Origin of the sequence: Mangrovicella endophytica, from assembly GCF_002893625.1 — a bacterium.
Lineage (GTDB): Bacteria > Pseudomonadota > Alphaproteobacteria > Rhizobiales > Rhizobiaceae > Mangrovicella > Mangrovicella endophytica.
On the sequence record NZ_PKMZ01000001.1, the window covers coordinates 577,909 to 601,829 of the forward strand.

Here is a 23,921-nt window from a genome sequence, read left to right on the forward strand (position 1 = left end):
GATAGAGATGGACGGCATCACTATGAACAGCGGCTTCTTCGGCGACATCAAGCCGGCCCGGTACGAGGGTCCGGACTCCACCAATCCGCTCGCCTACCGGCATTACAATCCGGACGAGATCGTGCTCGGCAAGCGCATGGAGGACCACCTGCGCTTCTCCGTCGCCTACTGGCACTCCTTCGCCTGGGAGGGTGGCGACCCGTTCGGCGGCCGCACCTTCGAGCGGCCCTGGTATGGTGACGCCATGGCGGACGCCAAGCTGAAGGCAGATGTCGCCTTCGAGCTCTTCACCCTGCTCGGCGTGCCCTTCTACTGCTTCCACGATCACGACGTGCGTCCGGAGGGCGATACGCTCGCCGAAAGCATTGCCCGGCTAGACGAGATCGCCGACTACTTCGGGCAGAAGCAGGCGGAGACGGGTGTGAACCTCCTGTGGGGTACCGCCAACCTCTTCACCAACCGCCGCTACATGTCGGGCGCTGCGACCAATCCGGACCCGGATGTCTTCGCCTATTCCGCAGCGACAGTGAAAAGCTGCCTCGATGTCACCAAGCGTCTTGGCGGTGCGAACTACGTTTTGTGGGGCGGGCGCGAAGGTTACGAGACGCTGCTCAACACCGACCTGAAGCGCGAGCTCGACCAGATGGGCCGCTTCCTCAACCTCGTCGTCGACTACAAGCACAAGATCGGCTTCGACGGCACCATCCTGATCGAGCCGAAGCCCCAGGAGCCGACCAAGCACCAGTACGATTACGATGTCGCGACCGTCTACGGCTTCCTGAAGACCTACGGGCTGGAGAACGAGGTCAAGGTCAATATCGAGCAGGGCCACGCGATCCTGGCCGGCCACTCCTTCGAGCACGAACTGGCGCTCGCCAATGCGCTCGGCATCTTCGGCTCCATCGACATGAACCGTAACGACTACCAGTCCGGCTGGGACACCGACCAGTTCCCCAACAACGTGCCGGAGATGGCGCTGGCCTTCTACCAGGTGCTGAAGGGCGGGGGCTTCACCACCGGCGGCACCAACTTCGACGCCAAGCTGCGCCGTCAGTCGCTGGATCCGGAAGACCTGCTGATCGGCCATATCGGCGGCATCGATTGCTGCGCGCGGGGCCTGAAGGCGGCGGCACGCATGATCGAGGACGAGGCGCTCTCCGGGCCGCTGGAAGAGCGCTATGCGGGCTGGACGGCGCCTGAGGCTCAGGCCATGCTGAACGGCGAGCGGACGCTGGAGGAGATCGCCGCGCGGGTAGCAACGGATGGCATCCAGCCGCAGCCGCGCTCGGGCCGACAGGAGTATCTGGAGAACGTCGTCAACCGCTACGTCTGAGCGGGAACGATCCTGATCCGCCGGGAGGGTGGATCAGGATCTTCATTGAATTGCAGAAGTCTCGGGAGGAGACCTCATGAAGACCATCAAGGGGCCGGCGATCTTTCTCGCCCAGTTCGCGGGCGATGCGGCGCCGTTCAACTCGTTCGACGCCATCTGCGGCTGGGCCGCCTCGCTCGGCTACAAGGGCGTGCAGATCCCGACATGGGACGCGCGCCTGTTCGACCTGACGAAGGCGTCCGACTCCAAGGATTATTGCGACGAGATCGCCGGGGTCGCCGCCAGCCATGGGCTCGCCGTCACCGAGCTGTCGACGCATCTGCAGGGACAGCTCGTTGCCGTCCATCCTGCCTACGATACGGCCTTCGATGGCTTTGCCGCGCCGGACGTCCGCGGCAACCCGGCGGCCCGCACCGAATGGGCGGTCGATCAGGTGAAGCGGGCGCTGCGCGCATCGAGGCATCTCGGCCTCAACGCCCACGCCACGTTTTCGGGCGCGCTGGCCTGGCCCTATGTCTATCCATGGCCGCAGCGGCCAGCCGGCCTCGTCGAGGCGGCTTTTGACGAGCTGGCGCGCCGCTGGCGACCGCTGCTCGACTATGCCGACGAGAATGGCGTCGACCTCGCCTACGAAATCCATCCGGGCGAAGATCTGCACGACGGCATCTCCTATGAGATGTTCCTGGAGCGGGTGGGCAATCACGCCCGCGCCAATCTCCTCTACGACCCGTCGCACTTCGTGCTGCAGCAGCTCGATTATCTCGACTACATCGACATTTATCACGAGCGCATCAAAGCCTTCCACGTGAAGGACGCCGAGTTCAATCCGACGGGACGGCAGGGCGTCTATGGCGGCTTCCAGAGCTGGGTGAACCGGGCCGGCCGATTCCGCTCGCTTGGCGACGGGCAGGTCGACTTCGGCGCCATCTTCTCCAAGCTCACCGCCTATGACTATGCGAGCTGGGCGGTGCTCGAATGGGAATGCGCGCTGAAGCATCCCGAGGACGGCGCGCGTGAGGGCGCCGAATACATCGCCGCGCACATCATCCGCGTCACCGAGCATGCCTTCGACGACTTCGCCGGTGCCGGCACGGACGACGCGGCGAACCGCAAGATGCTCGGCCTTTCGTCCGGAGGCGATCGATGACCATCGAAGCAGGTCGGCAGGACGGCACGACCCGGCGTATCCGCCTCGGCATGGTCGGCGGCGGGCAGGGCGCCTTCATCGGTGCCGTGCACCGCATCGCCGCGCGCATTGATGACCAGTTCGCGCTGGTCGCTGGCGCACTCTCCTCGACGCCGGAGAAGTCGAAAGCCTCGGCGCGCGAGATCGGCATTGCCGATGATCGCGCCTATGGCTCCTTCGAGGAGATGGCGAGGGCGGAAGCGGCACGGCCGGACGGCATCGAGGCGGTGGCGATCGTCACGCCCAACCACATGCATGCGCCGGCGGCCCGCGCCTTCCTCAACGCCGGAATCCACGTCATCTGCGACAAGCCGCTAACGACGACGGTGGAGGAGGCCGAGGAACTGGTCCATCTCGTCGAGCGCTCCGGCAAGCTCTTCGTCCTTACCCACAACTACACCGGCTACCCGATGATCCGGCAAGCCCGGGCGATGGTGGAGGCCGGCGAGCTCGGTCGCATCCGTCTCGTCCAGGCAGAGTATCCGCAGGACTGGCTGACCGAGCGGGCGGAGCTCGCCGGCTCCAAGCAGGCGGAGTGGCGGACGGACCCGGCGCGGTCCGGCGCCGGCGGCTGTATCGGGGATATCGGCACCCATGCCTACAACCTCGCGGCCTTCGTCACCGGGCTCGAGGCGAGCGAGCTGCTGGCGCAACTGTCCACGTTCGTGGAGGGCCGTGCGCTCGATGACGACGTGCAGATCCTGCTGCGCTATGCGGGCGGCGCCAAGGGCATGCTGTGGGCGAGCCAGGTAGCGGTCGGCCACGAAAACGGACTGAAGCTGCGCGTCTATGGCGCGAAGGCCGGGCTGGAATGGACCCAGGCCGACCCGAACTATCTCTGGTTCACCCGGTTCGGCGAGCCCAAGCAGCTTTTAACACGCGCCGGTGCCGGCGCATGGCCGCAGGCCGCGCGGGTCAGCCGCATCCCGAGCGGCCATCCGGAGGGTTATCTCGAGGGCTTCGCCACGATCTATGCGGAGGCGGCTCGGGCGATCCGCGCGGCCGAGAGCGGCCAGCCGGCCGATCCGGACGTCATCTATCCCACGGTGCAGGACGGTCTCGCGGGGATGAAATTCATCGCGGCCGCGGTGAAGTCCTCTACCGCCGGCAACGTTTGGACGCCGATCGGATGAGCGTCGCCGTACCACGCGCTTCGACCATACCGGCGACGGCCGCGCCGCTGATGGAGGTGCGCGGCCTCGCCAAGGCGTTCGGCATGGTCGAGGTGCTGAAGGACATCGACCTCACCATCGCGAGCGGCGAGGTGCATGCCATCATCGGCGAGAACGGTGCCGGCAAGTCGACGCTGATGAAGCTTCTCGCCGGCCACCTGCAGCCGACCCGCGGGACGCTCTCGATCGATGGTGATCCCGTGGCGTTCGCGGGACCGGTGGATGCCGAGCATCGCGGCATCGTGCTCGTGCATCAGGAGATCCTGCTGGCGCCGGACCTGACCGTCGCGCAGAACATCTATCTCGGCCGCGAGCTGCGGCGCGGTTTCACGGTCGATGACCGCGCCATGAACGAGGGCGCCGCCGCCGCGGTGCGCAGCCTCGGCGCCGATATAGACCCAAGCGTTGTGGTCGGGCGCCTGTCGATCGCGCAGCGTCAGCTCGTGCAGATCGCGCGCGCGCTCCTGGTGCCGCACCGGCTGGTGATCTTCGACGAGCCGACGGCGTCGCTGACGCCGACCGAGACGGAGGCGCTGCTCGCCGTCATCGACACGATCCGCCGCAAGGGTGTTGCCGTCCTTTACATCTCCCACCGATTGCCGGAAGTGAAGGCGATCGCCGACCGCGTCACCGTGCTGCGCGACGGCCGCCGGGTGACGAGCGAGCTGGCCGACCGGTTGGAGACGGCCGACATGGCCCGGCTGATGGTCGGGCGCGATGTCTCCAAGCTTTATCCCGATCACCGTGCCGCCGCCGGCGATGAGGCGGTGCTGGAGGTCGAGGGCCTCGATGTGCCGGGTTACGCCAAGGGCGCGACGTTCCGGCTGAAGCGCGGCGAGATCCTCGGCTTTGCCGGGCTGATCGGCGCCGGACGCACGGAGCTGATGGAGGGCCTCGTCGGGCTTCGGACGGCACACGGCGCGGTGCGGCTCGACGGGCGGCCGAAGCGCTTCTCCGATGTCCGCGACAGCATGCGCGCCGGCATCGTCTATCTCAGCGAGGACCGGAAGGGCAAAGGCCTGCTGCTGGCCGAAAGTCTCAGGATCAACCTGACGCTCGCCGCGCTCGGTCGTTTCGTGCGCGGCTTCCTGATCGACAAGGGTCGCGAGCGGACCGCGCTCGATGGCGCGATCGAAGAATTCGACATCCGCACCCGCCGCAAGGACCTGCTGGCGGGCCAGCTGTCCGGCGGCAACCAGCAGAAGCTGCTGATCGCCAAGATGATGCTGCTCGACCCCTCGATCATCATCATCGACGAGCCGACGCGCGGCATCGACATCGGCACCAAGGAACAGATCTACCGCTTCATCGCCTCTCTCGCGGAGGCCGGCAAGTCGGTGATCGTCGTGTCCTCCGAGATGCCCGAGCTGATCGGCATCTGCGACCGCATCCTCGTGATGCGGGAGGGGCGCATCGTCGCCGAGGTGAGCGGCGAGCACATGAACGAAAACGAGATCGTCGTGCATGCGACGGGAGCCACAGCCGAGGAGGCCGCCCTCGTGGCGGAACGCGCATGACCGATCTTGCCGCCACCGGAAAGCCGGTGCGACGATCCTGGAAGGATGTCGACCTGCGCGCCGTCGCGCCTTTTGTGGCGCTGGCCGTGCTGCTCGTCTTCGGCACCATCGTCAATCCGACCTTCATCGGCATCGACAATCTCTTGAACGTCGCCACGCGCAGCGCCTTCATCGCCATCATCGCGGTCGGTGCCACCTTCGTCATTTCGGCCGGCGGGCTCGACCTGTCGGTCGGGGCGATGTCGGCCTTCGTTGCCGGCGTGATGATCCTGTTCATGAACGCCGCGCCGCTTGACGGGAACCTGCCGATGCTGGCGGCGGCAATGCTGCTGGCTGTCGGGGTCGGCGCCGCCTGCGGTCTCGCCAACGGGTTGATCACGACGGTTGGCCGCATCGAGCCCTTCATCGTCACGCTCGGCACCATGGGCATCTTCCGGGCGCTGACGATCTATCTCGCCGAGGGCGGCTCGATCGCGATGAAGTCGCAGGAGCTACGGGCGACCTATCGACCGGTCTATTTCGGCGACGTCTTCGGTGTGCCGGTGCCGATCATCGTCGTGGCCGTGGTGGCGATCATCGGTGCCTTCATCCTCTACCGCACCTCGTTCGGCCGGCATGTCATCGCGGTGGGCTCCAATGACGACGTGGCGCGCTATTCCGGCATCCCGGTCAATCGCGTGCGTACCGTCACCTACATCATCCAGGGCATCTGCGTGGCCATCGCCGTGCTCGTCTACGTGCCGCGCCTCGGCGCCGCAACGCCGACGACCGGCCTCCTCTGGGAGCTGCAGGCGATCACCGCGGTCGTCATCGGCGGCACGGCGCTGAGGGGCGGCGTCGGCCGCATCTGGGGCACCGTCTGCGGCGCGCTGATCCTCGAAGTCGTCGGCAACATCATGGTCCTGTCGGACCTTGTCAGCGAATATCTGATCGGCGCGGTGCAGGGCGCCATCATCATCATCGCCATGCTGGTGCAGCGCTCGCTGTCGCGACGCTAGGGACGCGCAAGAATTGGACTGCGGGGCCGCTTTGTCGGTGGCGCAGTCCGGGAGGAGCAGACGGAGGTGGGCCGCCCGTCGCTCGGCATCCGGCCTCAACTTTGGGAGTGAAACCACATGAAGAAGACTTTTGCAGGCCTTGCCTTCGCGCTGGCGTCGGCGGCCAGCCTCGGCGGCGCCGCCTATGCTCAGGAGAACAAGGAGGTCACCATCGCCGTCTCGATCCCGGCGGCCGACCATGGCTGGACCGGCGGCGTCGTCTATCACGCCGAGCGCGCCAAGGCGGCGCTGGAGAAGGCCCATCCGGGCCTGAAGATCATCGTCAAGACCTCGCCGGACGGCGCCACGCAGGCGAACGCGCTGGAGGACCTGACGACGCAGGGCGTCGACGCGCTGGTCACGCTGCCGCATAACTCGGATGAGCTGACCGATCCGATCCGCCAGGTGAAGGACAAGGGCATCTTCATCACGGTCGTCGACCGCGCGCTCTCCGACCCGTCGATCCAGGACCTCTACGTCGCCGGCAACAATCCGGAGCTCGGCCGGGTCGCCGGCGAGTACATGAAGGAGAAGCTCGGGACGGCTGACGTCGTCGTCATCCGGGGCCTGCCGATCGTCATCGACGAGGAGCGGCAGAAGGGTTTTGACGACGCGATCGCCGGCAGCGGCATCAAGGTGCTCGACAAGCAGTTCGGCAACTGGTCGCGCGACGATGCCTTCAAGGTCATGCAGGACTTCCTGACCAAGTACCAGAAGATCGATGCCGTCTGGTGCCAGGACGACGACATGGCCGTTGGCGTGCTCGAGGCGATCCAGCAGGCCGGCCGCTCCGACATCAAGATGGTGATCGGCGGCGCCGGCATGAAGGACATGATCAAGAAGGTGCAGGACGGCGACCCGATGATGCCGGTCGACGTGCTCTACCCGCCGGCAATGGTGGCGACGGCCATGGAGCTGACGGTTGCCAACTTCTACGACCAGGTGCCGGTGCGTGGCCGCTACATCCTCGACGCGACGCTCGTCACAAAGGACAATGCCGCCGAGTTCTACTTCCCGGATTCGCCGTTCTGATCGGCTGACGGATCACCTGACATGCGAAGGGGCGCTGCGGCGCCCCTTCTTGTATAAAGCGCCCGTCCGCGCAGCGGGTGAGGGCCGCAGGCTACTTCGCCAGCTCGATCTGCATCTTCACCTGGCCGGCCGGTGCGCTCGCCGCCAGGTCGAAGGCCTCGACGCTGTCCTCGAAGGCAAAGGTCCGGGTGATCAGCGGCGAGACGTCGATGGCGCCGGAGGCGAGCATCGCGACGCAGCGGTCGAAGACATGGGCATAGCGGAAGATGTGCTCGACGCGGGCCTCCCGCAGCATCGCGGCCACGACGTCATAGGTGACCGGCTTCAGCGGCATGCCGATGAGGACCACTGTGCCGCCGGGGCAGAGCGGCTCGAAGATGCCGGCGATGGCGCGCTCCGACCCCGAGCACTCGTAGATGACGTCGGCGCCCCAGCCTTCGGTCTCCGCCTTTACGACGGCCGCGAGGTCTTCGCGGGTGACGTTCACCGGACGGACGGGACCGAGCGTCTTCGCCAGCTCCAGCTTGGTGTCGTCGATGTCGCTGACGAACACCTTGGCGCAGCCGGCCGCAACCGCCGCAAGCACCGTGACGAGGCCGATCGGACCAGCGCCAACGACGATGGCTATGTTGCCGGGCTTGGCGGCGGCCTTGGTGACGGCGTGAACGCCGACGGCCAGGGGCTCGACCATCGCACCGGCGGCAAAGGAGACGTTGTCCGGCAGCTTGAAGGTGAGCGATGCCGGATGCACGACGCTGGAGCGCAGCACGCCGTGGATCGGGGGCGTCGCCCAGAAGCGCACCGCCGGATCGAGATTGTAGAGGCCAAGGCGGCTGGAGCGGCTGATCGGGTCCGGTATGCCGGGCTCCATGCAGACGCGGTCGCCGACCTTCAGCGTGGTGACGGCGCTGCCGACCTCGCTGACGACGCCGGCCGCCTCATGACCGAGGATCATCGGTTCGTTGACGACAAAGGAGCCGATGGCGCCATGCGTGTAGTAGTGGACGTCCGAGCCGCAGATGCCGACCGTCTTGATGGCGATGCGCACATCGTGCGGCCCGACGCTTTCCTCGATCGGGAAGGGGCGCAGCGACAATTCGCCCTTGCGCTCGAGAACAAGGCAGCGCGGGTCGTTGCCCGCTTGTGTTTCAAGCTTCTCGGCGGCGCTCATCGGCCCATCCTTTGCGGTTCGCTCATCGGCGACCTCATCGGACTGGATGGCAGTCTCGTCAAGTGGGTGGAAGGACGCGGCGACCTGGCGCTCCGCCACGTCTGCCTTCCATTGCTCGACGTTCCGGGTGAGCCGCCTTGCTGCCTGTGATCCCGCGCTATGTCTCGGCGTGTTGCGAGTGGAAGGATGATGATGCAGGACGACGATCACGCACCGCGGCGCCTGGCCGGCCTCAATATGGAAAGCCGCCTCGGCAAGGCAGACTACGAGGAGAGGCTGGCGGGGCTGCAGACGCGCCTGCAGCGCATCCAGCAGGCCTATCTCGACACGGGCGACAGCGCCGTCGTCGTGTTCGAGGGATGGGATGCTGCCGGCAAGGGCGGCACCATCCGGCTGATGTCGGCGGTTCTCGATCCCCGTAGCTTCCGTGTCTGGCCGATCGCCGCGCCCAGGGAGCACGATCTGGAGCGCCACTATCTCGCGCGCTTCTGGGAGCGGCTGCCGGCGAAGCGCGAGATCGCCGTTTTCGATCGCTCCTGGTATGGCCGCGTCCTCGTGGAGCGGGTGGAGGGCTTTGCCACAGCCGGCGAGTGGAAGCGCGCCTACCGGGAGATTACCGATTTCGAGCGGCTCTTGACCGATGCCGGCACGCGCATCGCCAAGATATTCCTCTACATCACACCCGACGAGCAGCTCGGTCGCTTCGAAAAGCGGATGAGCGACCCCCTGAAGCGCTGGAAGCTGAGCTACGAGGATTTTCGCAACCGCGAGAAGTGGGAGGCCTATGAAGCGGCGGCGGACGAGATGCTTGAACGCACCGACACGGCCAACGCCCCCTGGACCGTGATTCCGGCCAATGACAAGCGTTTCGCCCGGATCGCGGCCCTTGAGGTCATCGCCGACCGGCTGTCGGATGGGATCGACCTCGCGCCGCGCGAGCTCGACGACAAGGTGGAGAAGGCTTTCCGCCGTCTGATGAAGGCTGGCAAGTCCGACGGCGGCAAGACGTGAGGTAGCAAGGCATCAGCCGCACCCTCCTGCAAGTCTGAGATCTCACACCCGCACGCAGCCGTTAAGCCTCAAGCTGTTAACATCGTATCATTGCGGCCGGAGGGCGCTCTGGCCTCTTGCGTACGACTGTGACTTCGGCAATGGTACGACCATTGACGCCGGAGGGAGCCGGTGTGGGAGAGTGCAATTGCTTCAGCGGGCGACATCCGTCGCAGAGTCCGCGCGATCGAACCGGACCATGATGCTGGCAGCCGAATATGGTCGCCGCATCGCGTCAGGTGAGATCGCGCCCGGCACGGTCCTGCCGACCGAAAAGGAGATCCAACTGCATCACGGCGTCTCGCGAACCGTCGTGCGTGAGGCGATGCGCCACCTTTCGGCAAAGGGGCTCGTCACCGTCGGACCGAAGGTGGGAACACGCGTCAGCGAGCCGATCCAGTGGAACATGCTCGATGCCGACGTGATGGGCTGGCACCTCTTCGCCGGCATCAGCCGCCCCTTCGTCGAGGCACTCTATGAGATGCGGCTGATCAACGAGCCGGCAGCGGCGCATGCGGCTGCCGAGCGGATCAGCCAGGAGCAGATCGTACGGCTCGAAGCGGCGCTCGACGGAATGGCGGAGAATCCGCGCGGCTCCAGCGAGCAGATCGCGGCGGACCTTGCCTTCCATCGCATCATTCTGGAGGCGACGGCCAATCCGATCCTGGTTTCGCTTGGAACCATGATCGAGCGCAGCCTGTCGATCTCCTTCTCGCTGAGCTGGCGCCAGATCACCCAGCGCGACAGTGTGCAGCAGCACCGGCGCGTTCTGGAGGCGATCAGGGATCGTGACGGCGAGGCGGCGGCCCTTTACATGCGGCGCCTGATCGAGAGCGCCTTCGACGACGTCACGCGTCAGCTCTACCCGGAGGGGGAGGGCGGCGGGAAAGCAGATGCCGGCGCGGCGGGAGCGATGTGCTCGCGCCACGACGGCGGGCACCAGGGCGCGGCCGAAGGGCTGCGTTGATTTTCAACCTGGCGGTGCGAGTGCGCATCGCGGTGTGAGAAGGCGGCGCACAGTGTGCTGCCGGCACCAAGGGAGGACTACACATGAAGCTTCTGACCACGCTGGCTGCCGGCTTCGCGGCCGCCATCGCGTTCGTGGCCGTGCCTTCGATGGCACAGGACAAGGGCTTGGTCGGCATCGCCATGCCGACCAAGTCGTCGCTGCGCTGGATTTCGGACGGCAACGAGCTGAAGAGCGCACTCGAGCAGAAGGGCTACACCGTCGACCTGCAGTATGCCGAGGACGACATTCCGAACCAGCTCTCCCAGGTCGAGAACATGGTCACCAAGGGCGCGAAGGCGCTCGTGATCGCCTCGATCGACGGCACGACCCTTTCGGCCGTGCTGCAGCAGGCTGCCGACGCCAACATTCCGGTGGTTGCCTATGATCGCCTGATCCGCGACAGCCCGAACGTCGCCTATTACACGACCTTCGACAACTTCAAGGTCGGCGTTCTCCAGGCTGAGTCGCTCGTGGCCGGGCTGAAGGAGCGCTTCCCCGACCAGAAGCCCTGGAATGTCGAGCTCTTCGGCGGTTCGCCGGACGACAACAACGCCTTCTTCTTCTACGATGGCGCCATGAGCGTGCTGCAGCCGATGATCGACAGCGGCGACATCGTCATCAAGTCCGGCCAGATGGGCATGCAGACCGTCGGCACCCTGCGCTGGGATGCTGCGGTGGCGCAGGCCCGCATGGACAACATCCTGTCCGCCAACTACTCCGACGGCAGCCGGGTCCATGGCGTTCTCGCGCCGTATGACGGCCTGTCGCGCGGCATCATCTCCTCGCTGCGTGGCGTCGGCTACGGCACCGACAGCCAGCCCTGGCCGATCATCACGGGCCAGGATGCCGAGGTCCCGTCCGTCAAGGCGATCATCACCGGTGAGCAGTACTCGACCGTGTACAAGGATACGCGCCAGCTGGCCCAGGTCACGGCGCAGCTCGTCGACGACGTCCTCTCCGGCAAGGAGCCGCAGATCAACGACACCAAGACCTACAACAACGGTGTGAAGGTTATCGCGTCCAACCTGCTCGTGCCGGTCTCGGTCGATAAGTCGAACTATCAGCAGGTCGTGGTCGACAGCGGCTACATCAAGGCTGAGGACCTGAAGTAACACTGCATCTGCCGGGGAGCCCAAGGGAGCTTGTTGGCTCCCCGGCAGCGCCGCTTGATCATCAAAGGGAGGTAGAGAGTTGAATTTCAACAGACGTTTCGTTCTGGCCGCCAGTGCGGCGGCGCTGTCCATGCTGGCCCATCCGGTTCTGGCTCAGGACAAGGGCCTCATCGGCATCTCCATGCCGGAAAAGACCACGCTTCGCTGGATTCAGGACGGCGATCAGCTGAAGTCCGCGCTGGAGGCGAAGGGCTACACGGTCGACATGCAGTATGCGGGCGACGACATCCCGAACCAGCTCGCTCAGATCGAGAACATGGTCACCAAGGATGCCAAGGCACTGGTGATCGCGGCCCTCGACGGGACGACGCTGTCCACCGTGCTGCAGCAGGCGGCCGATAAGGGCGTCAAGGTCTTCGCCTATGACCGCCTGATCCGCGAAAGCCCCAACGTCGACTATTACACCACCTTCGACAACTTCAAGGTCGGCGTCCTGCAGGCGGAGTCGATCCTGAAGGGCCTCGGCTATCCGGAGAAGCAGGGTCCGTTCAACATCGAGCTCTTCGGCGGCTCGCCCGACGACAACAACGCCTTCTTCTTCTACGACGGCGCCATGAGCGTGCTGCAGCCGCTGATCGACAAGGGCGTTCTCGTCGTCAAGTCCGGCCAGACGGGCATGGAGAAGGTCGGTACGCTGAAGTGGGACGGCGCGACGGCGCAGGCCCGCATGGATAACCTGCTTTCGGCCAACTACTCTGACGGCAGCCGCGTCGACGCGGTTCTCGCCCCCAACGACAACCTCGCCCGCGGGATCGTCTCCTCGCTGCGCGGCGTCGGCTACGGGTCCTCGGATCTCGCCTGGCCGGTCATCTCCGGTCAGGACGCCGAAGTCCCGTCTCTGAAGGCCATCATCGCCGGCGAGCAGTATTCGACCGTCTACAAGGACACGCGCGAACTCGCCAAGGTGACAGCCGACATGGTTGATCAGGTGCTCAGCGGCAAGACGCCGGAGGGCCTGGACACCAAGACCTACAACAACGGCGTCGAGGTCGTTCCCTCGGTTCTCCTGACGCCGGTCGCGGTGGACAAGTCGAACTACGAGGATGTCCTGGTGAAGTCCGGCTACGTCAAGGCCGAAGACCTGCAGTAGGGCACAGCCACATCGCGCGCCGCTGCCTCCAAGGCAGCGGTGCGCCGACACGTTGCCGGAGGGAAGCCCTGCTTCCTTCCGGCGCAAGCAGTTGAGAAATCCTCAGGGATCCTCCGGTCCCTGCACGTCGGGCGACCGGCCGGGAGCAGCAGCATGAGCGACGACTACATTCTCGAGATGCGCGGCATCACCAAGACGTTTCCGGGCGTGAAGGCGCTGGAGAACGTCAACCTGCAGGTGCGGCGCGGCGACATCCATGCGATCTGCGGCGAGAACGGCGCCGGCAAGTCGACCCTCATGAAGGTGCTATCGGGCGTTTACCCCTTTGGAACCTATGAGGGCGAGATCGTCTATGAGGGGCGGCCGATGCGCTTTGCCGGGATCAACGATTCCGAGCACGAAGGCATCGTCATCATTCACCAGGAGCTCGCCCTGGTGCCGATGCTCTCTATCGGCGAGAACATGTTTCTCGGTAACGAGCAGGCATCCGGCGGCATCATCAATTGGAACCAGGTGCGCCGACGCTCATCTGAGCTCCTCCGCAAGGTCGGCCTGCGGGAGGATCCCGATACGCTGGTCACCAATATCGGCACCGGCAAGCAGCAACTGGTCGAGATCGCCAAGGCGCTGGCCAAGGACGTCAAGCTGCTGATCCTCGACGAGCCGACGGCGAGCCTGTCGGAAAAGGACAGCCAGGCGCTTCTGGATCTGCTTCTGGAGTTCAAGGCGCAGGGGCTGACCTCGATCATGATCAGTCACAAGCTGAACGAGATCAAGCGCGTCGCCGACCGCATTACCATCATCCGCGACGGCCAGACGATCGAAACCATGGAAAAGGCCGACGTGACGGAAGACCGCATCGTCGCCTCTATGGTCGGACGAACGCTGGAGAACCGCTATCCCAGCCGCACGCCCAATATCGGTGAGCCGATCTTCGAAGTCCGCAACTGGTCCGTCTACCATCCGGTGCACCCGGAGCGGCAGATCATCAAGAACATCAACCTCAACGTCCGCAAGGGGGAGGTGGTCGGCATCGCGGGGCTGATGGGAGCCGGGCGCACCGAGTTCGCCATGAGCGTCTTCGGACGCAGCTACGGCACCAAGATCACCGGCGAGGTCTATCTGCACGGTAAGCAGGCCGACACGTCGACAGTGGGTCGGGCGGTGAATGCCGGGCTGGCTTACGCGACAGAGGACCGCAAGACCTACGGCCTCAACCTGATCGACCACATCAAGCACAATGTCACGATCGCCAATCTGCCGGGGGTCGCGAGGTCCGGCGTGATCGACGACATGGGCGAGCTGAAGGTCGCCAACGAGTACCGCCGGAAGACCAACATCCGGTCATCCTCGGTCTACCAGATCACCGGCAACCTCTCCGGCGGCAACCAGCAGAAGGTGGTGCTGTCGAAGTGGCTGTTCTCCGACCCCGACGTGCTGATCCTTGACGAGCCGACGCGCGGCATCGACGTGGGGGCCAAGTACGAGATCTACACCATCATCAACAAGCTGGCCGACGAAGGTAAGGGCATCCTGGTGATCTCCTCGGAGATGCCCGAGCTGCTCGGCATCTGCGACCGGATCTATGTCCTGAACGAAGGCCGGATCGTCGGCGAGCTCGACGGCCGCGAAGCCTCCCAGGAAAAGATCATGCGTGCGATCGTCCGCGGGGAAACCAGCCAAGATATGATTGAAAGGGCTGCATCATGAGCACGGAAGTCGCTGCTCCCACGACCAATGCGGGGCGGGCCAGCGCTCGCGATGCGCTGAAGGAGAACCTGCGCGAATACGGCCTGGTGATCGCCTTGATCGCGATCATGGGCTTCTTCTGGTTCACCACGAACGGCGTGCTGTTCTATTCGGTGAACCTCACCAACATCGTGCTGCAGAACAGCTACATCATCGTGATGGCGCTCGGCATGCTGCTCGTGATCGTGGCCGGCCACATCGACCTTTCGGTCGGCTCCGTATCCGGCTTCATCGGAGCCGTCGGCGCGGTGCTGATGGTGGACTACGGCATGAACCCGCTGCTTGCAGCGGCCATCAGCATCGCCATCGGCGCAGTGATCGGCGGCGCGCAGGGCTACTTCATCGCCTATATGAAGATCCCGAGTTTCATCGTGACGCTCGCGGGTCTCCTCGTCTTTAAGGGGCTCGTCCTCTTCATGCTGGGCGGCCGCTCCGTCGGTCCGTTCCCGACCGAGTTCCAGCTGCTCTCCTCCGGCTTCATCCCGGACCTGATCGGCCCGATCACGCTGATGGCGCCGAGCCTTAACGCCGCTGGCGCGCCAATCCCCAACAGCGGCATCATCCTGCATTCCACGACGCTTCTCGTCGGCCTTCTCCTCGTCGGCCTGATGCTGTTCCTGGAGATCCGCAGCCGGCGCGAGCGCGAGAGCCATGGGTACGAGGGCGAACCCTTCGTGTTCTTCGTCCTGAAGAACCTCGTGATCTCGGCCATCCTCCTGTTCCTGATCTACAAGTTCGCGTCCTATCGCGGCCTTCCGAACGTCCTGATGGTCATGGCGGTCCTCATCGCCGCGTTCATGTTCATGACCAAGCGCATGACGTTCGGCCGGCGCATCTACGCCATGGGTGGCAACGAGAAGGCGGCCAAGCTTTCGGGCATCAACACAGAGCGCCTGACCTTCTTCGTCTTCACGATCATGGGCATGCTCGCCGCGCTCGCAGGTCTGATCTATGCGGCCCGCCTCAACATGGCGACGCCCAAGGCAGGGCAGGGGCTGGAACTCGACGTCATCGCGGCGGTGTTCGTCGGCGGCGCCTCGGCGCTCGGCGGCGTCGGTCAGGTGACCGGAGCCGTGATTGGCGCCTTTATCATGGGCGTCATGAACAACGGCATGGGCATCATGGGCATCAACATCGATTGGCAGCAGATGATCAAAGGCATCGTGCTGCTGGGTGCCGTGGCCTTCGACCTCTACAACAAGAAGAAGGCCTGACCCTCAGGCCTTTCGACACAACCCACATGACGTGACGCGGAGGCGCGCCGATGAGGCCGCCCCGCGCAGCATGGAGCATGTCCTATGGATATCACCGGCGACATCCTGATCGGCGATGAGGACCGCCGCGGCGGCGAAACCTTCCGCGCCGTCGATCCTGCCGCCGACCGGGAGCTGGAGCCCGCCTTCTCAGTGGCGGGTCCAGCCGAGGTGGATGCGGCCTGTTCACTGGCCGAGGCGGCCTTCGACAGCTACCGGGAAACCGATCTCGAAACGCGCGCCCGTTTCCTGGAGGCGATCGCCAGCCGTATCGAGGCGCTGCGCCCGGCCTTTGTCGAGCGGACGACCGCGGAAAGCGGTCTGCCGCCGGCGCGTATCGAGGGCGAAACGGCGCGCACCGCCGGTCAGCTGCGCCTCTTCGCCGACGTCGTGCGCCAGGGAAACTTTCTCGACCTGCGCGTCGATCCGGCGATGCCGGACCGCAAGCCGCTGCCGCGACCGGACCTGCGCCAGCGCCATATCCCGCTCGGGCCCGTCGCCGTCTTCGGCGCCAGCAACTTCCCGCTCGCCTTCTCGGTCGCCGGCGGCGACACGGCCTCGGCTCTCGCCGCCGGCTGCCCGGTGGTCGTGAAAGGCCATCCGGCTCATCCCGGCACCAGCGAGCTCGTCGGCCGCGCCATTCGAGAGGCCGCGCGGGAATGCGGCCTGCCGGCGGGGGTCTTCTCGCTGCTGCAGGGCACCTCCAACGAGCTTGGCGGGGCGCTCGTCCGCGATCCCCGCATCAAGGCCGTCGGCTTCACCGGCTCGCGCGGGGGTGGCCTGGCGCTGGTGCGCATCGCGCAGGAGCGGCCGGAGCCGATCCCGGTCTATGCCGAGATGTCGAGCATCAATCCGGTTTTCCTGCTGCCGGGCGCTCTGGAGGAGCAGGCCGAGGCGCTGGGCGCGGCCTTTGTCGGCTCGCTCATTATGGGCGCCGGCCAGTTCTGCACAAATCCCGGCATCGGCCTGGCAAAGCCGGGTGCGGCGCTCGACCGCTTCATCGCCGCGGCGACGGCCGCGCTGAAGGGCGGTGCGGCCGCGCCGATGCTGACGCGCGGCATCGGTGCCGCCTATCGCCGAAGCGTCGAGGCGATGGCCGCAAGCAGCCGCGTCGAAGAGCTTGCCCGGGGCCTCGCCGGCGAGAGCGCGAATGCCTGCCAGGCGGCCCTGTTCGCAGCGGACGCCTCGGCCTTCCTGGCCGACGAGCGGCTGCGCGACGAGATCTTCGGCGCCTCGTCGCTGATCGTGCGCTGCGACAGCGATGACGACATGGTGCGGGTCGCCGCGGCCTTGGAAGGTCAGCTCACCGCGACGCTGCACCTCACGGCGGCAGACTATCCGCAGGCGCGCCGGCTGATCCCGATCCTCGAGAAGCGGGCGGGTCGCATCCTTGTCGGCGGCTGGCCGACGGGTGTCGAGGTCGGCCACGCCATGGTGCATGGCGGGCCATTCCCGGCGACCTCGGACGGGCGCAGCACCTCGGTCGGCTCGCTGGCGATCCGGCGGTTCCTCCGCCCGGTCTGTTACCAGGCGCTGCCCGACGAACTGCTGCCGGAAGCGCTGCGCGAAGCCAATGCCGGCGAACTGCCGCGGCGCGTCGACGGCCGCTTTGCCTGAGGCCTCTGCGCCACTCTGAACACGGCCGGCGCGATCCGGCTCGGAAAGACGATCAAGGAAGGATGCGCGATGGCGCTACGACTGATGCAGCTGAAGGACAGCGACGGCACGCGCCGGGTGGCCGGGCTCGATGACGATGGCGCGGCGCGCCTGATCGAGGGTTTCGTCTCTGTTTATGATCTCGCCTGGCAGGCGGCAACGTCCGGCGCGACCCTTGCGCAGACGGCGGAGGCCGAAGGCTATGGCGCGACCGTCGATATCGAGGCCGCCATCGCGGAAGGGCGTCTGCTCGCGCCGATCGACCATCCGGATCCGGCACATCTTTATCTCACCGGCACGGGGCTCACGCATCTCGGCTCTGCCGAAGGGCGTGACAAGATGCACAAGCAGGCGGCCGCCGCGGACAAGCCGACCGACTCCATGCGCATGTTCCTGATGGGTGTCGAGGGCGGCAAGCCGTCAGCCGGCAGCACAGGTGTCCAGCCGGAATGGTTCTACAAGGGAGACGGCGGTGTTCTCGCAGCGCCCGGTGCGCCGCTCCGCTCGCCATCCTTCGCCCTTGACGGAGGCGAGGAGCCGGAGATCGCCGGCATCTATCTGATCGGACCGGATGGCACACCGCTGCGCCTCGGCTTTGCGCTCGGCAATGAATTCTCCGATCACGTCACCGAGCGGCAGAACTATCTCTATCTTGCCCATTCTAAGCTGCGGCCAGCCTCGATCGGCCCGGAACTCCTGACGGGCGAACTCCCCGCGGATGTCCGCGGCACCTCGCGCATCCGGCGCGGCAGCCAAACCGTCTGGGAGAAGCCCTTCCTGTCGGGCGAGGCGAACATGTCGCATTCGCTGGCCAATCTCGAGCACCATCACTTCAAGTATCAGCTGTTCCGGCGGCCGGGCGACGTGCATGTCCACTTCTTCGGCACCGCGACCTTGTCCTTCTCCGACGGGTTCAAGACCGAGGAGGGCGACGTCTTCGAGGTGGAGGCCGCGCCCTTCCGCTACAGGCTGGCGAACCCGCTGGCCGTCGAGCATGAAACGGCGGACACTGCCGTGAGGGCGCTCTGATGGCGCCGATCCGTCTCGGCATCGTCGGCGTCGGCAAGATCGCCCGCGATCAGCACCTGCCGTCGATCGCGCGCAATGCTGACTTCGAGCTCGTCGGTGCAGCCAGCCGCAGCGCCAGCGTCGAAGGCGTCGCGAACTTTCCCGATCTTGCCGCGATGCTGGACGCGGTGCCGGATCTCGACGCCGTGGCCCTTTGCGTGCCACCGCAGGTTCGCCATGCGCTGGCTCATCTTGCCCTGACGCGCGGCAAGCACGTGCTTCTGGAGAAGCCGCCCGGCGCGACGGTGGCCGAGGTGCTGGACCTCCAGAGCCTTGCCGCCGAGCGCAAGCTGTCGCTCTTCGCCACCTGGCACTCACGCTTCGCGCCGGCGGTCGAGGCGGCGCGCGCCTGGCTGGCTGACGCCCGCATCGATACGGTGGCCGTCACCTGGAAGGAAGACGTGCGCCGCTGGCATCCCGGCCAGGACTGGATCTGGGAGCCGGGCGGTCTCGGCGTCTTCGATCCCGGCATCAATGCGCTCTCGATCGTCACGCGCATCCTGCCGCGCGCGATTTTCCTGACCGGCTCGACGCTGGCCTTCCCGGAAAACAAGGCGGCGCCGATCGCCGCCGACCTCATCTTCTCGGACGCGCTCGGCACCTCGATCACGGCGGCCTTCGACTGGCGGCAGACGGGGCCTCAGAGCTGGGACATCGAGATCGCGACAGACAAGGGGCGCCTGGCGCTCTCCGGCGGTGGCAGCCGCATGGCGATCGACGGCAGCCTCGTCTCGGACGCGCCGGAAGCCGAATATGACGGCATCTACCGCCGCTTCGCTGAGCTGGTGCAGAATGGCGCGTCCGATGTCGACGTATCGCCGCTGGTCCATGTCGCCGATGCGTTCATGCTGGGACGGCGCTCGGTCGTCGAAGCGTTCCACGATGACGCGGCGGCAGGACACTGATGGGTGCGATCGAACGCTCACACTTCGGCACGCTGTCTGACGGGCAGCGTGTCGAGGCCATCGATCTCCGCGGCGAGGGGATCGAGCTGCGGGTGATCACCTATGGCGCGGCGATCCAGGCACTGCGGGTGCCTGACCGCAGCGGTGCGATGGGCGACGTCGTCCTCGGCTATCCCGACCTCGACCTCTATGAGACCAAGCCGCAATATTTCGGCGGCACCATCGGGCGCTACGCCAACCGTATCGCCGCAGGGCGTTTCGAGCTCGACGGCCGCCTCTACCAGGTGGAGCCGAACGACGGTCCGAACGCGCTGCACGGTGGTGCAAAAGGCTTCGACAAGCAGGTCTGGACCGTTGCCGAGACGGGTGAGGGGGACAGGCCCTTCGTCGTCCTCGAGCGGACGAGCCCGGATGGCGAGGAAGGCTTTCCCGGCGAGCTGAAGGCGCGCGTGCGCTTCACCCTGTCGGCTCCAGGCGAGCTGACGATCGGCTATGAGGCGACGACCGATCGCCCGACCCTCTGCAACCTGACGAACCACAGCTACTTCAATCTGGGCGGCGTCGAGCAGCTTGGGACGGCGCTCAACCATCGTCTGCAGGTGATGGCGGATCGCTTCCTGCCCATCGATGCCACGGCCATCCCGAACGACGGTCTCGCCCCGGTGGAGGGCACACCCTTCGACTTCCGCCAGCTCCGGCGGATCAACGATGGTCTGCGTAATGGAGCATCGCGGCAGATCGTCTTGGGGCGTGGTTACGACCATAGCTTCGTCCTGTCGGACGGGATGCGTGACAAGCCGGCTCTCGCAGCCCGTGTCGAGGACGAGATCTCCGGCCGCGCGATGGAGCTCTGGACGACCGAGCCGGGTCTGCAGGTCTATTCCGGCAACTTCCTCGATGCGACGACAGTCGGCAAGTTCGACCAGCTGATGCGGCAGGGTGATGCCTTCTGCCTGGAACCGCAGCATCACCCCGATACGCCGAGCCGTAGCGATGTCCCCAGCGCTCGATTGGATCCGGGTAAACTTTACCGTTCAACCTCGATCTATCGCTTCGCCAATCGTGTAATTCGATAAATTCACTTTTCTCGGCGTGCTCCGTGAGCATGTCTTGAAACGTCTCGAACCGGTTCAAATTAGTAAGCCTGCCTGTTGCAACGGCTGTCTGAAGGATCATAAAACTTTAGCGAGTGTTGGACTCGCGCACCGAAAGCGTCCTGTTGATGCAGAAGTCTTTGGAGGCTACATCCGGTCTTATCCGTTCTCTCGAGCGCTGCATGTCTCCAAGCGAGATCAGCGCCGAGATCAGGAGAAGCACAGCTGACTTCGGCGTCGAGCATCTTTTTGCCGGCACCATGCCACGGCCCGGCGCCTTGCCTTCGGAACAGTCCAAACACGTGCTTCTGGCCGATCTGCCGCCGGATTGGGTCGAGGAGTATTTCCGCGGCGGCTGGCTCGACCGCGACCCGACGATCCAGCGCGTTCGCTCGCTGGCTCCGTCCTTCCTGTGGTCCGAGCTGGAGAGTGGTGACGACCGGCTCATGGGCATGGCAGCCGAACATGGCCTGAAGGCCGGGCTGACCTGCTCACTGCTGACGCTCGACAACAGCTGTGCCGGCTTCTCCTTCACCGGTGCGTATATGGATACCTCGCCGGAGACGCGGCGTATCCTTCATCTGGTTTCGATCTTCGCAATCGCCCGCGCCTTGTCGTTGCGCAACGCCGCCCCGTCGCCCGATGTCGGCCGCCTCAGCCTGCGCGAAATGGAAACGCTGCGCTGGATCGCCGAGGGCAAGACCGACTGGGAAACGTCGATGATCCTCGGCGTATCAGAGAAGTCGATCGAGAAGTTCGTCAGCAACGCGCGCCGGAAACTCGGCGCGATCAATCGTGCTCATGCGCTGTCGATCGCGTTTCGAAGCGGCATCATTCAATGATCGCTGCTTCTGCGGGCAGTACGAGGACGATCAACTCGGACCCGCGCTGCGCCGGCCGAAGGGCAGGCAAATCTTTTGTCGGAGGTACTGACCGTCATCTGAAGGTAGGGAAAACCCTACTATTTGCCGCGACCGGATTTTGCTTCGTTCGCCGTCATTCCGGGACAGGATTTGACGGCATGATCACCTTCATAGACGCATCCAATATTCATCTTCCGAGCAGCCAGGCCTTGATGGAGCAGGCCTACCGGCTGCGTCACCGCGTCTTTGTCGATGAGTCCGGGTGGGAAGATCTGAGGCGTGACGACGGCCTCGAGATCGACCAGTTCGACGATGGTCGCGCCATCCACATGCTCTTTCTCGAGGAAGGCCAGGTCGTCGGCTATCAGCGCATGCTGCCGACCACGGCTCCGCATCTTCTCTCCGAAGTCCTGCCTGAGTTGTGCGAAGGCGAGCGGCCTTGCGGTCCCCACGTCTGGGAGTGGACGCGTTACTGCGTCGAAAAGAGCCACCGCGAACGCGGCCGCAAGCTCAGCTACACGGCCAATGTGCTCTTGTCGGCGATCGTCGAGTGGGGCTTGGAGAGCGGCGTCAGCGAGATCGTCATCGAGATGGACACGCTGTGGCTGCTCAGGCTCGTGCAACTGCATTTCCGGGTTACGCCGCTCGGCTTTCCGAAGGAGATCGAGGGTCGAGATACAATCGCGGTCACGGCCGCCTTCGACGGCCGCACTTTGAAGCGGCTGCGCGAGATGCGGGGCGACAACGCGCGTGTGACGGCGAAACAGTCCAGTCAGGCCGCGGGAGGGCTACTTTCGTGAGGGTACTCGAAAATGTGAATGGGGCCGCGATAGCGCAGCCGGAGGATGTCGAAGCACTGCGCAGCCTGGTCATGATGCTGCAGTACGCAGAGCGAGAATGTGAACGATTCTCGGGGCCTGCTGCGTTTCACATCGCTGCGGCAGTGGCTAAGTTAAGCCATGTCGGGCAGCTTGATGACGCAAATTTGCCCGGTAAATTGAACAGCTAATCGCATTTACAACAACCCGGTGGCATCATAATCCACGCACCAGTTCAGTTGGAGCGTTCGACGATGTTTGATGACAACCAGGTTGACCGGCACGTAGGGCAACGCCTTCGCGCGCTGAGGATCTCCCGGGGGATTAGTCAGACAGCGCTCGGCGAGGCGATCGGCGTCACGTTCCAGCAGGTGCAGAAGTACGAGTCCGGTTCGAACCGGATCTCGGCTTCCAAGCTTCATCGTGTCTGCACCCACTTCAAGGTGCCGGTCTCCTACTTCTTCGACGAAATCCCGCCTTCGGAGGAAGAGGCCGCGCTTGCCGACCTTCCGACCCTCGCCGGGCGGGAGATCGAGTCGCTGCAGCTGATCCTGCAGCTCGACCCCCAGGTGAAGCGGGCCATCTACAGTCTCGCCAAGAGCCTGCGCGAGACCACCCCGAACTGAGCGCAGCTAGCGTTCGAGATCATTGACGGCATGCAACGCGGGACGGGTGCGATCGCATCCGTCCCGCGGTCGTTTGGCATGCGCGGCTCTCGGTCGAGAATGGGCTTGCAGCGACGGTTGGTCCGACAAGCGAGCAGCTGTCCCGACGTTCTGGCCTGCATGGGCCTGGCGGTGCGCGAACCACGTTGCGGACCGGCCGCATTGCGCCTAGACACGCGACGACTGTGATTTGTCCTGGAACGATCTATGCCGAGTGAATCTGCGTCTCTATCGTCGATCCTGTCTTCCGACTTCGAGAAGATACTGGCCTCCTGGCTGAAGGCGCAGGCTCGCGAGGGCGTCAAGCGAACCGACCTCGTCTCCGCTAAGGAGACGGAGAAGCAGAGCCGCGATTTTCTGATCGCCTTCGGTCGCGCGACGCGCGATGCGCCAACGGACGACAAGTTCGATTTCGCCAATCCATCCTGGGATCCGGTGCGCGAGGCTCTCGAGGAGATCACCGAGAGCCGCACGCAGCGCGGCGTGTCCCCGACCGAGATGGGCTGGTTCATCGCTTCGATCAAACTGCCGCTGTTCGAGCAGATGCGCGTGGCTTTCGCCGAGAACAACGCCCGGCTGCTGGAGAACGTCTGGAACACGACACGCGTCGTCGATCAGCTGGCGCTGCACGCGGTGGAGTCTCTCGTGCAGAAGCGTGAGGCGATCATCGAGCGTCAGCGTGCCGAGATGACCGAAGTCTCAGCGCCCGTCGTGAAGATCTGGGATCGGATCGTCACCGTGCCCCTGATCGGCACGCTCGACTCGTTCCGCGCCCAGACCGTGATGGAAAACCTTCTGGACGCCATCGTCCAGTGGGAGGCCGAGATCGCCATCATCGACATCACCGGCGTCTCGACGGTGGACACGCTGGTTGCGCAGCATCTGCTGAAGACGGCCGCGGCCGTGAAGCTGATGGGCGCGGAATGCGTCATCTGCGGCATCAGCCCGAAGATCGCCCAGACGATCGTCAACCTCGGCGTCGATCTGCCGAATGTCACGACACGTATCGACCTGCAGAGCGGTCTCGCCTACGCCTTCGAGCGCCTCGGCGTGACGACGAAGGGATAACCGGCGCTTGGAC

Annotated in this window: 21 protein-coding genes; 20 read left to right on the forward strand and 1 reads right to left on the reverse strand. The window is 65.2% G+C overall.

The window, feature by feature from the left end:
• Nucleotides 1-22: 22 nt before the first annotated feature.
• The 6 genes from xylA (at nt 23) to C0R46_RS02730 (ending at nt 7,277) form a co-directional block, all read left to right on the forward strand.
• Nucleotides 23-1,333 (forward strand): xylose isomerase, encoded by a 1,311-nt coding sequence (gene xylA, locus C0R46_RS02705; protein WP_102958576.1) that lies wholly within the window; start codon nt 23-25, stop codon nt 1,331-1,333.
• Between the two features lie 76 nt (nt 1,334-1,409).
• Nucleotides 1,410-2,480: a sugar phosphate isomerase/epimerase family protein gene (locus C0R46_RS02710; RefSeq protein WP_102958029.1), complete on the forward strand. Its 1,071-nt coding sequence runs from the start codon at nt 1,410-1,412 to the stop codon at nt 2,478-2,480.
• On the forward strand, nt 2,477-3,652 hold the full coding sequence (locus C0R46_RS02715) for a Gfo/Idh/MocA family protein (RefSeq protein ID WP_102958030.1): 1,176 nt from the start codon (nt 2,477-2,479) through the stop codon (nt 3,650-3,652). The genes C0R46_RS02710 and C0R46_RS02715 overlap by 4 nt, the downstream gene beginning before the upstream one ends.
• Complete coding sequence (locus C0R46_RS02720) at nt 3,649-5,208, forward strand: sugar ABC transporter ATP-binding protein (protein ID WP_102958031.1); 1,560 nt, start codon at nt 3,649-3,651, stop codon at nt 5,206-5,208. Before C0R46_RS02715 ends, C0R46_RS02720 begins: the two co-directional genes overlap by 4 nt.
• Nucleotides 5,205-6,206, forward strand: coding sequence for an ABC transporter permease (locus tag C0R46_RS02725; RefSeq protein WP_102958032.1), 1,002 nt, complete (start codon nt 5,205-5,207; stop codon nt 6,204-6,206). Before C0R46_RS02720 ends, C0R46_RS02725 begins: the two co-directional genes overlap by 4 nt.
• 117 nt (nt 6,207-6,323) lie before the next feature.
• Nucleotides 6,324-7,277, forward strand: a complete 954-nt coding sequence (locus C0R46_RS02730) for a substrate-binding domain-containing protein (RefSeq protein ID WP_102958033.1) — start codon at nt 6,324-6,326, stop codon at nt 7,275-7,277.
• Between the two features lie 91 nt (nt 7,278-7,368).
• Here C0R46_RS02730 and C0R46_RS02735 read toward each other — a convergent pair whose 3' ends face one another.
• Complete coding sequence (locus C0R46_RS02735; RefSeq protein ID WP_102958577.1) at nt 7,369-8,448, reverse strand: NAD(P)-dependent alcohol dehydrogenase; 1,080 nt, start codon at nt 8,446-8,448, stop codon at nt 7,369-7,371.
• Between the two features lie 186 nt (nt 8,449-8,634).
• Between C0R46_RS02735 and C0R46_RS02740 the strand changes: the two genes are divergently transcribed.
• The 14 genes from C0R46_RS02740 (at nt 8,635) to C0R46_RS02805 (ending at nt 23,908) form a co-directional block, all read left to right on the forward strand.
• Nucleotides 8,635-9,459, forward strand: a complete 825-nt coding sequence (locus C0R46_RS02740; RefSeq protein WP_102958034.1) for a polyphosphate kinase 2 family protein — start codon at nt 8,635-8,637, stop codon at nt 9,457-9,459.
• A 238-nt stretch (nt 9,460-9,697) separates the two neighbouring features.
• Nucleotides 9,698-10,465: a FadR/GntR family transcriptional regulator gene (locus C0R46_RS02745; protein WP_102958035.1), complete on the forward strand. Its 768-nt coding sequence runs from the start codon at nt 9,698-9,700 to the stop codon at nt 10,463-10,465.
• An 83-nt stretch (nt 10,466-10,548) separates the two neighbouring features.
• Nucleotides 10,549-11,619, forward strand: a complete 1,071-nt coding sequence (chvE, locus tag C0R46_RS02750; RefSeq protein ID WP_102958036.1) for a multiple monosaccharide ABC transporter substrate-binding protein — start codon at nt 10,549-10,551, stop codon at nt 11,617-11,619.
• Nucleotides 11,620-11,749: 130 nt separating this feature from the next.
• Nucleotides 11,750-12,769 (forward strand): multiple monosaccharide ABC transporter substrate-binding protein, encoded by a 1,020-nt coding sequence (chvE, locus tag C0R46_RS02755; RefSeq protein ID WP_102958578.1) that lies wholly within the window; start codon nt 11,750-11,752, stop codon nt 12,767-12,769.
• 153 nt (nt 12,770-12,922) lie between these two features.
• Nucleotides 12,923-14,479: a multiple monosaccharide ABC transporter ATP-binding protein gene (gene mmsA / locus C0R46_RS02760; protein ID WP_102958037.1), complete on the forward strand. Its 1,557-nt coding sequence runs from the start codon at nt 12,923-12,925 to the stop codon at nt 14,477-14,479.
• Nucleotides 14,476-15,732 (forward strand): multiple monosaccharide ABC transporter permease, encoded by a 1,257-nt coding sequence (mmsB, locus tag C0R46_RS02765; RefSeq protein WP_102958038.1) that lies wholly within the window; start codon nt 14,476-14,478, stop codon nt 15,730-15,732. The genes mmsA and mmsB overlap by 4 nt, the downstream gene beginning before the upstream one ends.
• 84 nt (nt 15,733-15,816) lie before the next feature.
• Nucleotides 15,817-17,388, forward strand: a complete 1,572-nt coding sequence (locus C0R46_RS02770; protein WP_102958039.1) for an aldehyde dehydrogenase (NADP(+)) — start codon at nt 15,817-15,819, stop codon at nt 17,386-17,388.
• Between the two features lie 69 nt (nt 17,389-17,457).
• Nucleotides 17,458-18,456, forward strand: a complete 999-nt coding sequence (gene araD1, locus C0R46_RS02775; protein ID WP_102958040.1) for an AraD1 family protein — start codon at nt 17,458-17,460, stop codon at nt 18,454-18,456.
• Nucleotides 18,456-19,400, forward strand: coding sequence for a Gfo/Idh/MocA family protein (locus tag C0R46_RS02780; RefSeq protein ID WP_102958041.1), 945 nt, complete (start codon nt 18,456-18,458; stop codon nt 19,398-19,400). The genes araD1 and C0R46_RS02780 overlap by 1 nt, the downstream gene beginning before the upstream one ends.
• Nucleotides 19,400-20,476, forward strand: coding sequence for an aldose epimerase family protein (locus C0R46_RS02785; protein ID WP_102958042.1), 1,077 nt, complete (start codon nt 19,400-19,402; stop codon nt 20,474-20,476). Before C0R46_RS02780 ends, C0R46_RS02785 begins: the two co-directional genes overlap by 1 nt.
• A gap of 200 nt (nt 20,477-20,676) precedes the next feature.
• Nucleotides 20,677-21,336: a helix-turn-helix transcriptional regulator gene (locus C0R46_RS02790; protein ID WP_198598218.1), complete on the forward strand. Its 660-nt coding sequence runs from the start codon at nt 20,677-20,679 to the stop codon at nt 21,334-21,336.
• Nucleotides 21,333-22,157, forward strand: coding sequence for an acyl-homoserine-lactone synthase (locus C0R46_RS02795; protein WP_425349841.1), 825 nt, complete (start codon nt 21,333-21,335; stop codon nt 22,155-22,157). Before C0R46_RS02790 ends, C0R46_RS02795 begins: the two co-directional genes overlap by 4 nt.
• A 272-nt stretch (nt 22,158-22,429) precedes the next feature.
• Nucleotides 22,430-22,801, forward strand: a complete 372-nt coding sequence (locus C0R46_RS02800) for a helix-turn-helix domain-containing protein (RefSeq protein ID WP_102958045.1) — start codon at nt 22,430-22,432, stop codon at nt 22,799-22,801.
• Between the two features lie 246 nt (nt 22,802-23,047).
• Nucleotides 23,048-23,908: an STAS domain-containing protein gene (locus C0R46_RS02805; RefSeq protein WP_102958046.1), complete on the forward strand. Its 861-nt coding sequence runs from the start codon at nt 23,048-23,050 to the stop codon at nt 23,906-23,908.
• Nucleotides 23,909-23,921 lie beyond the last annotated feature (13 nt).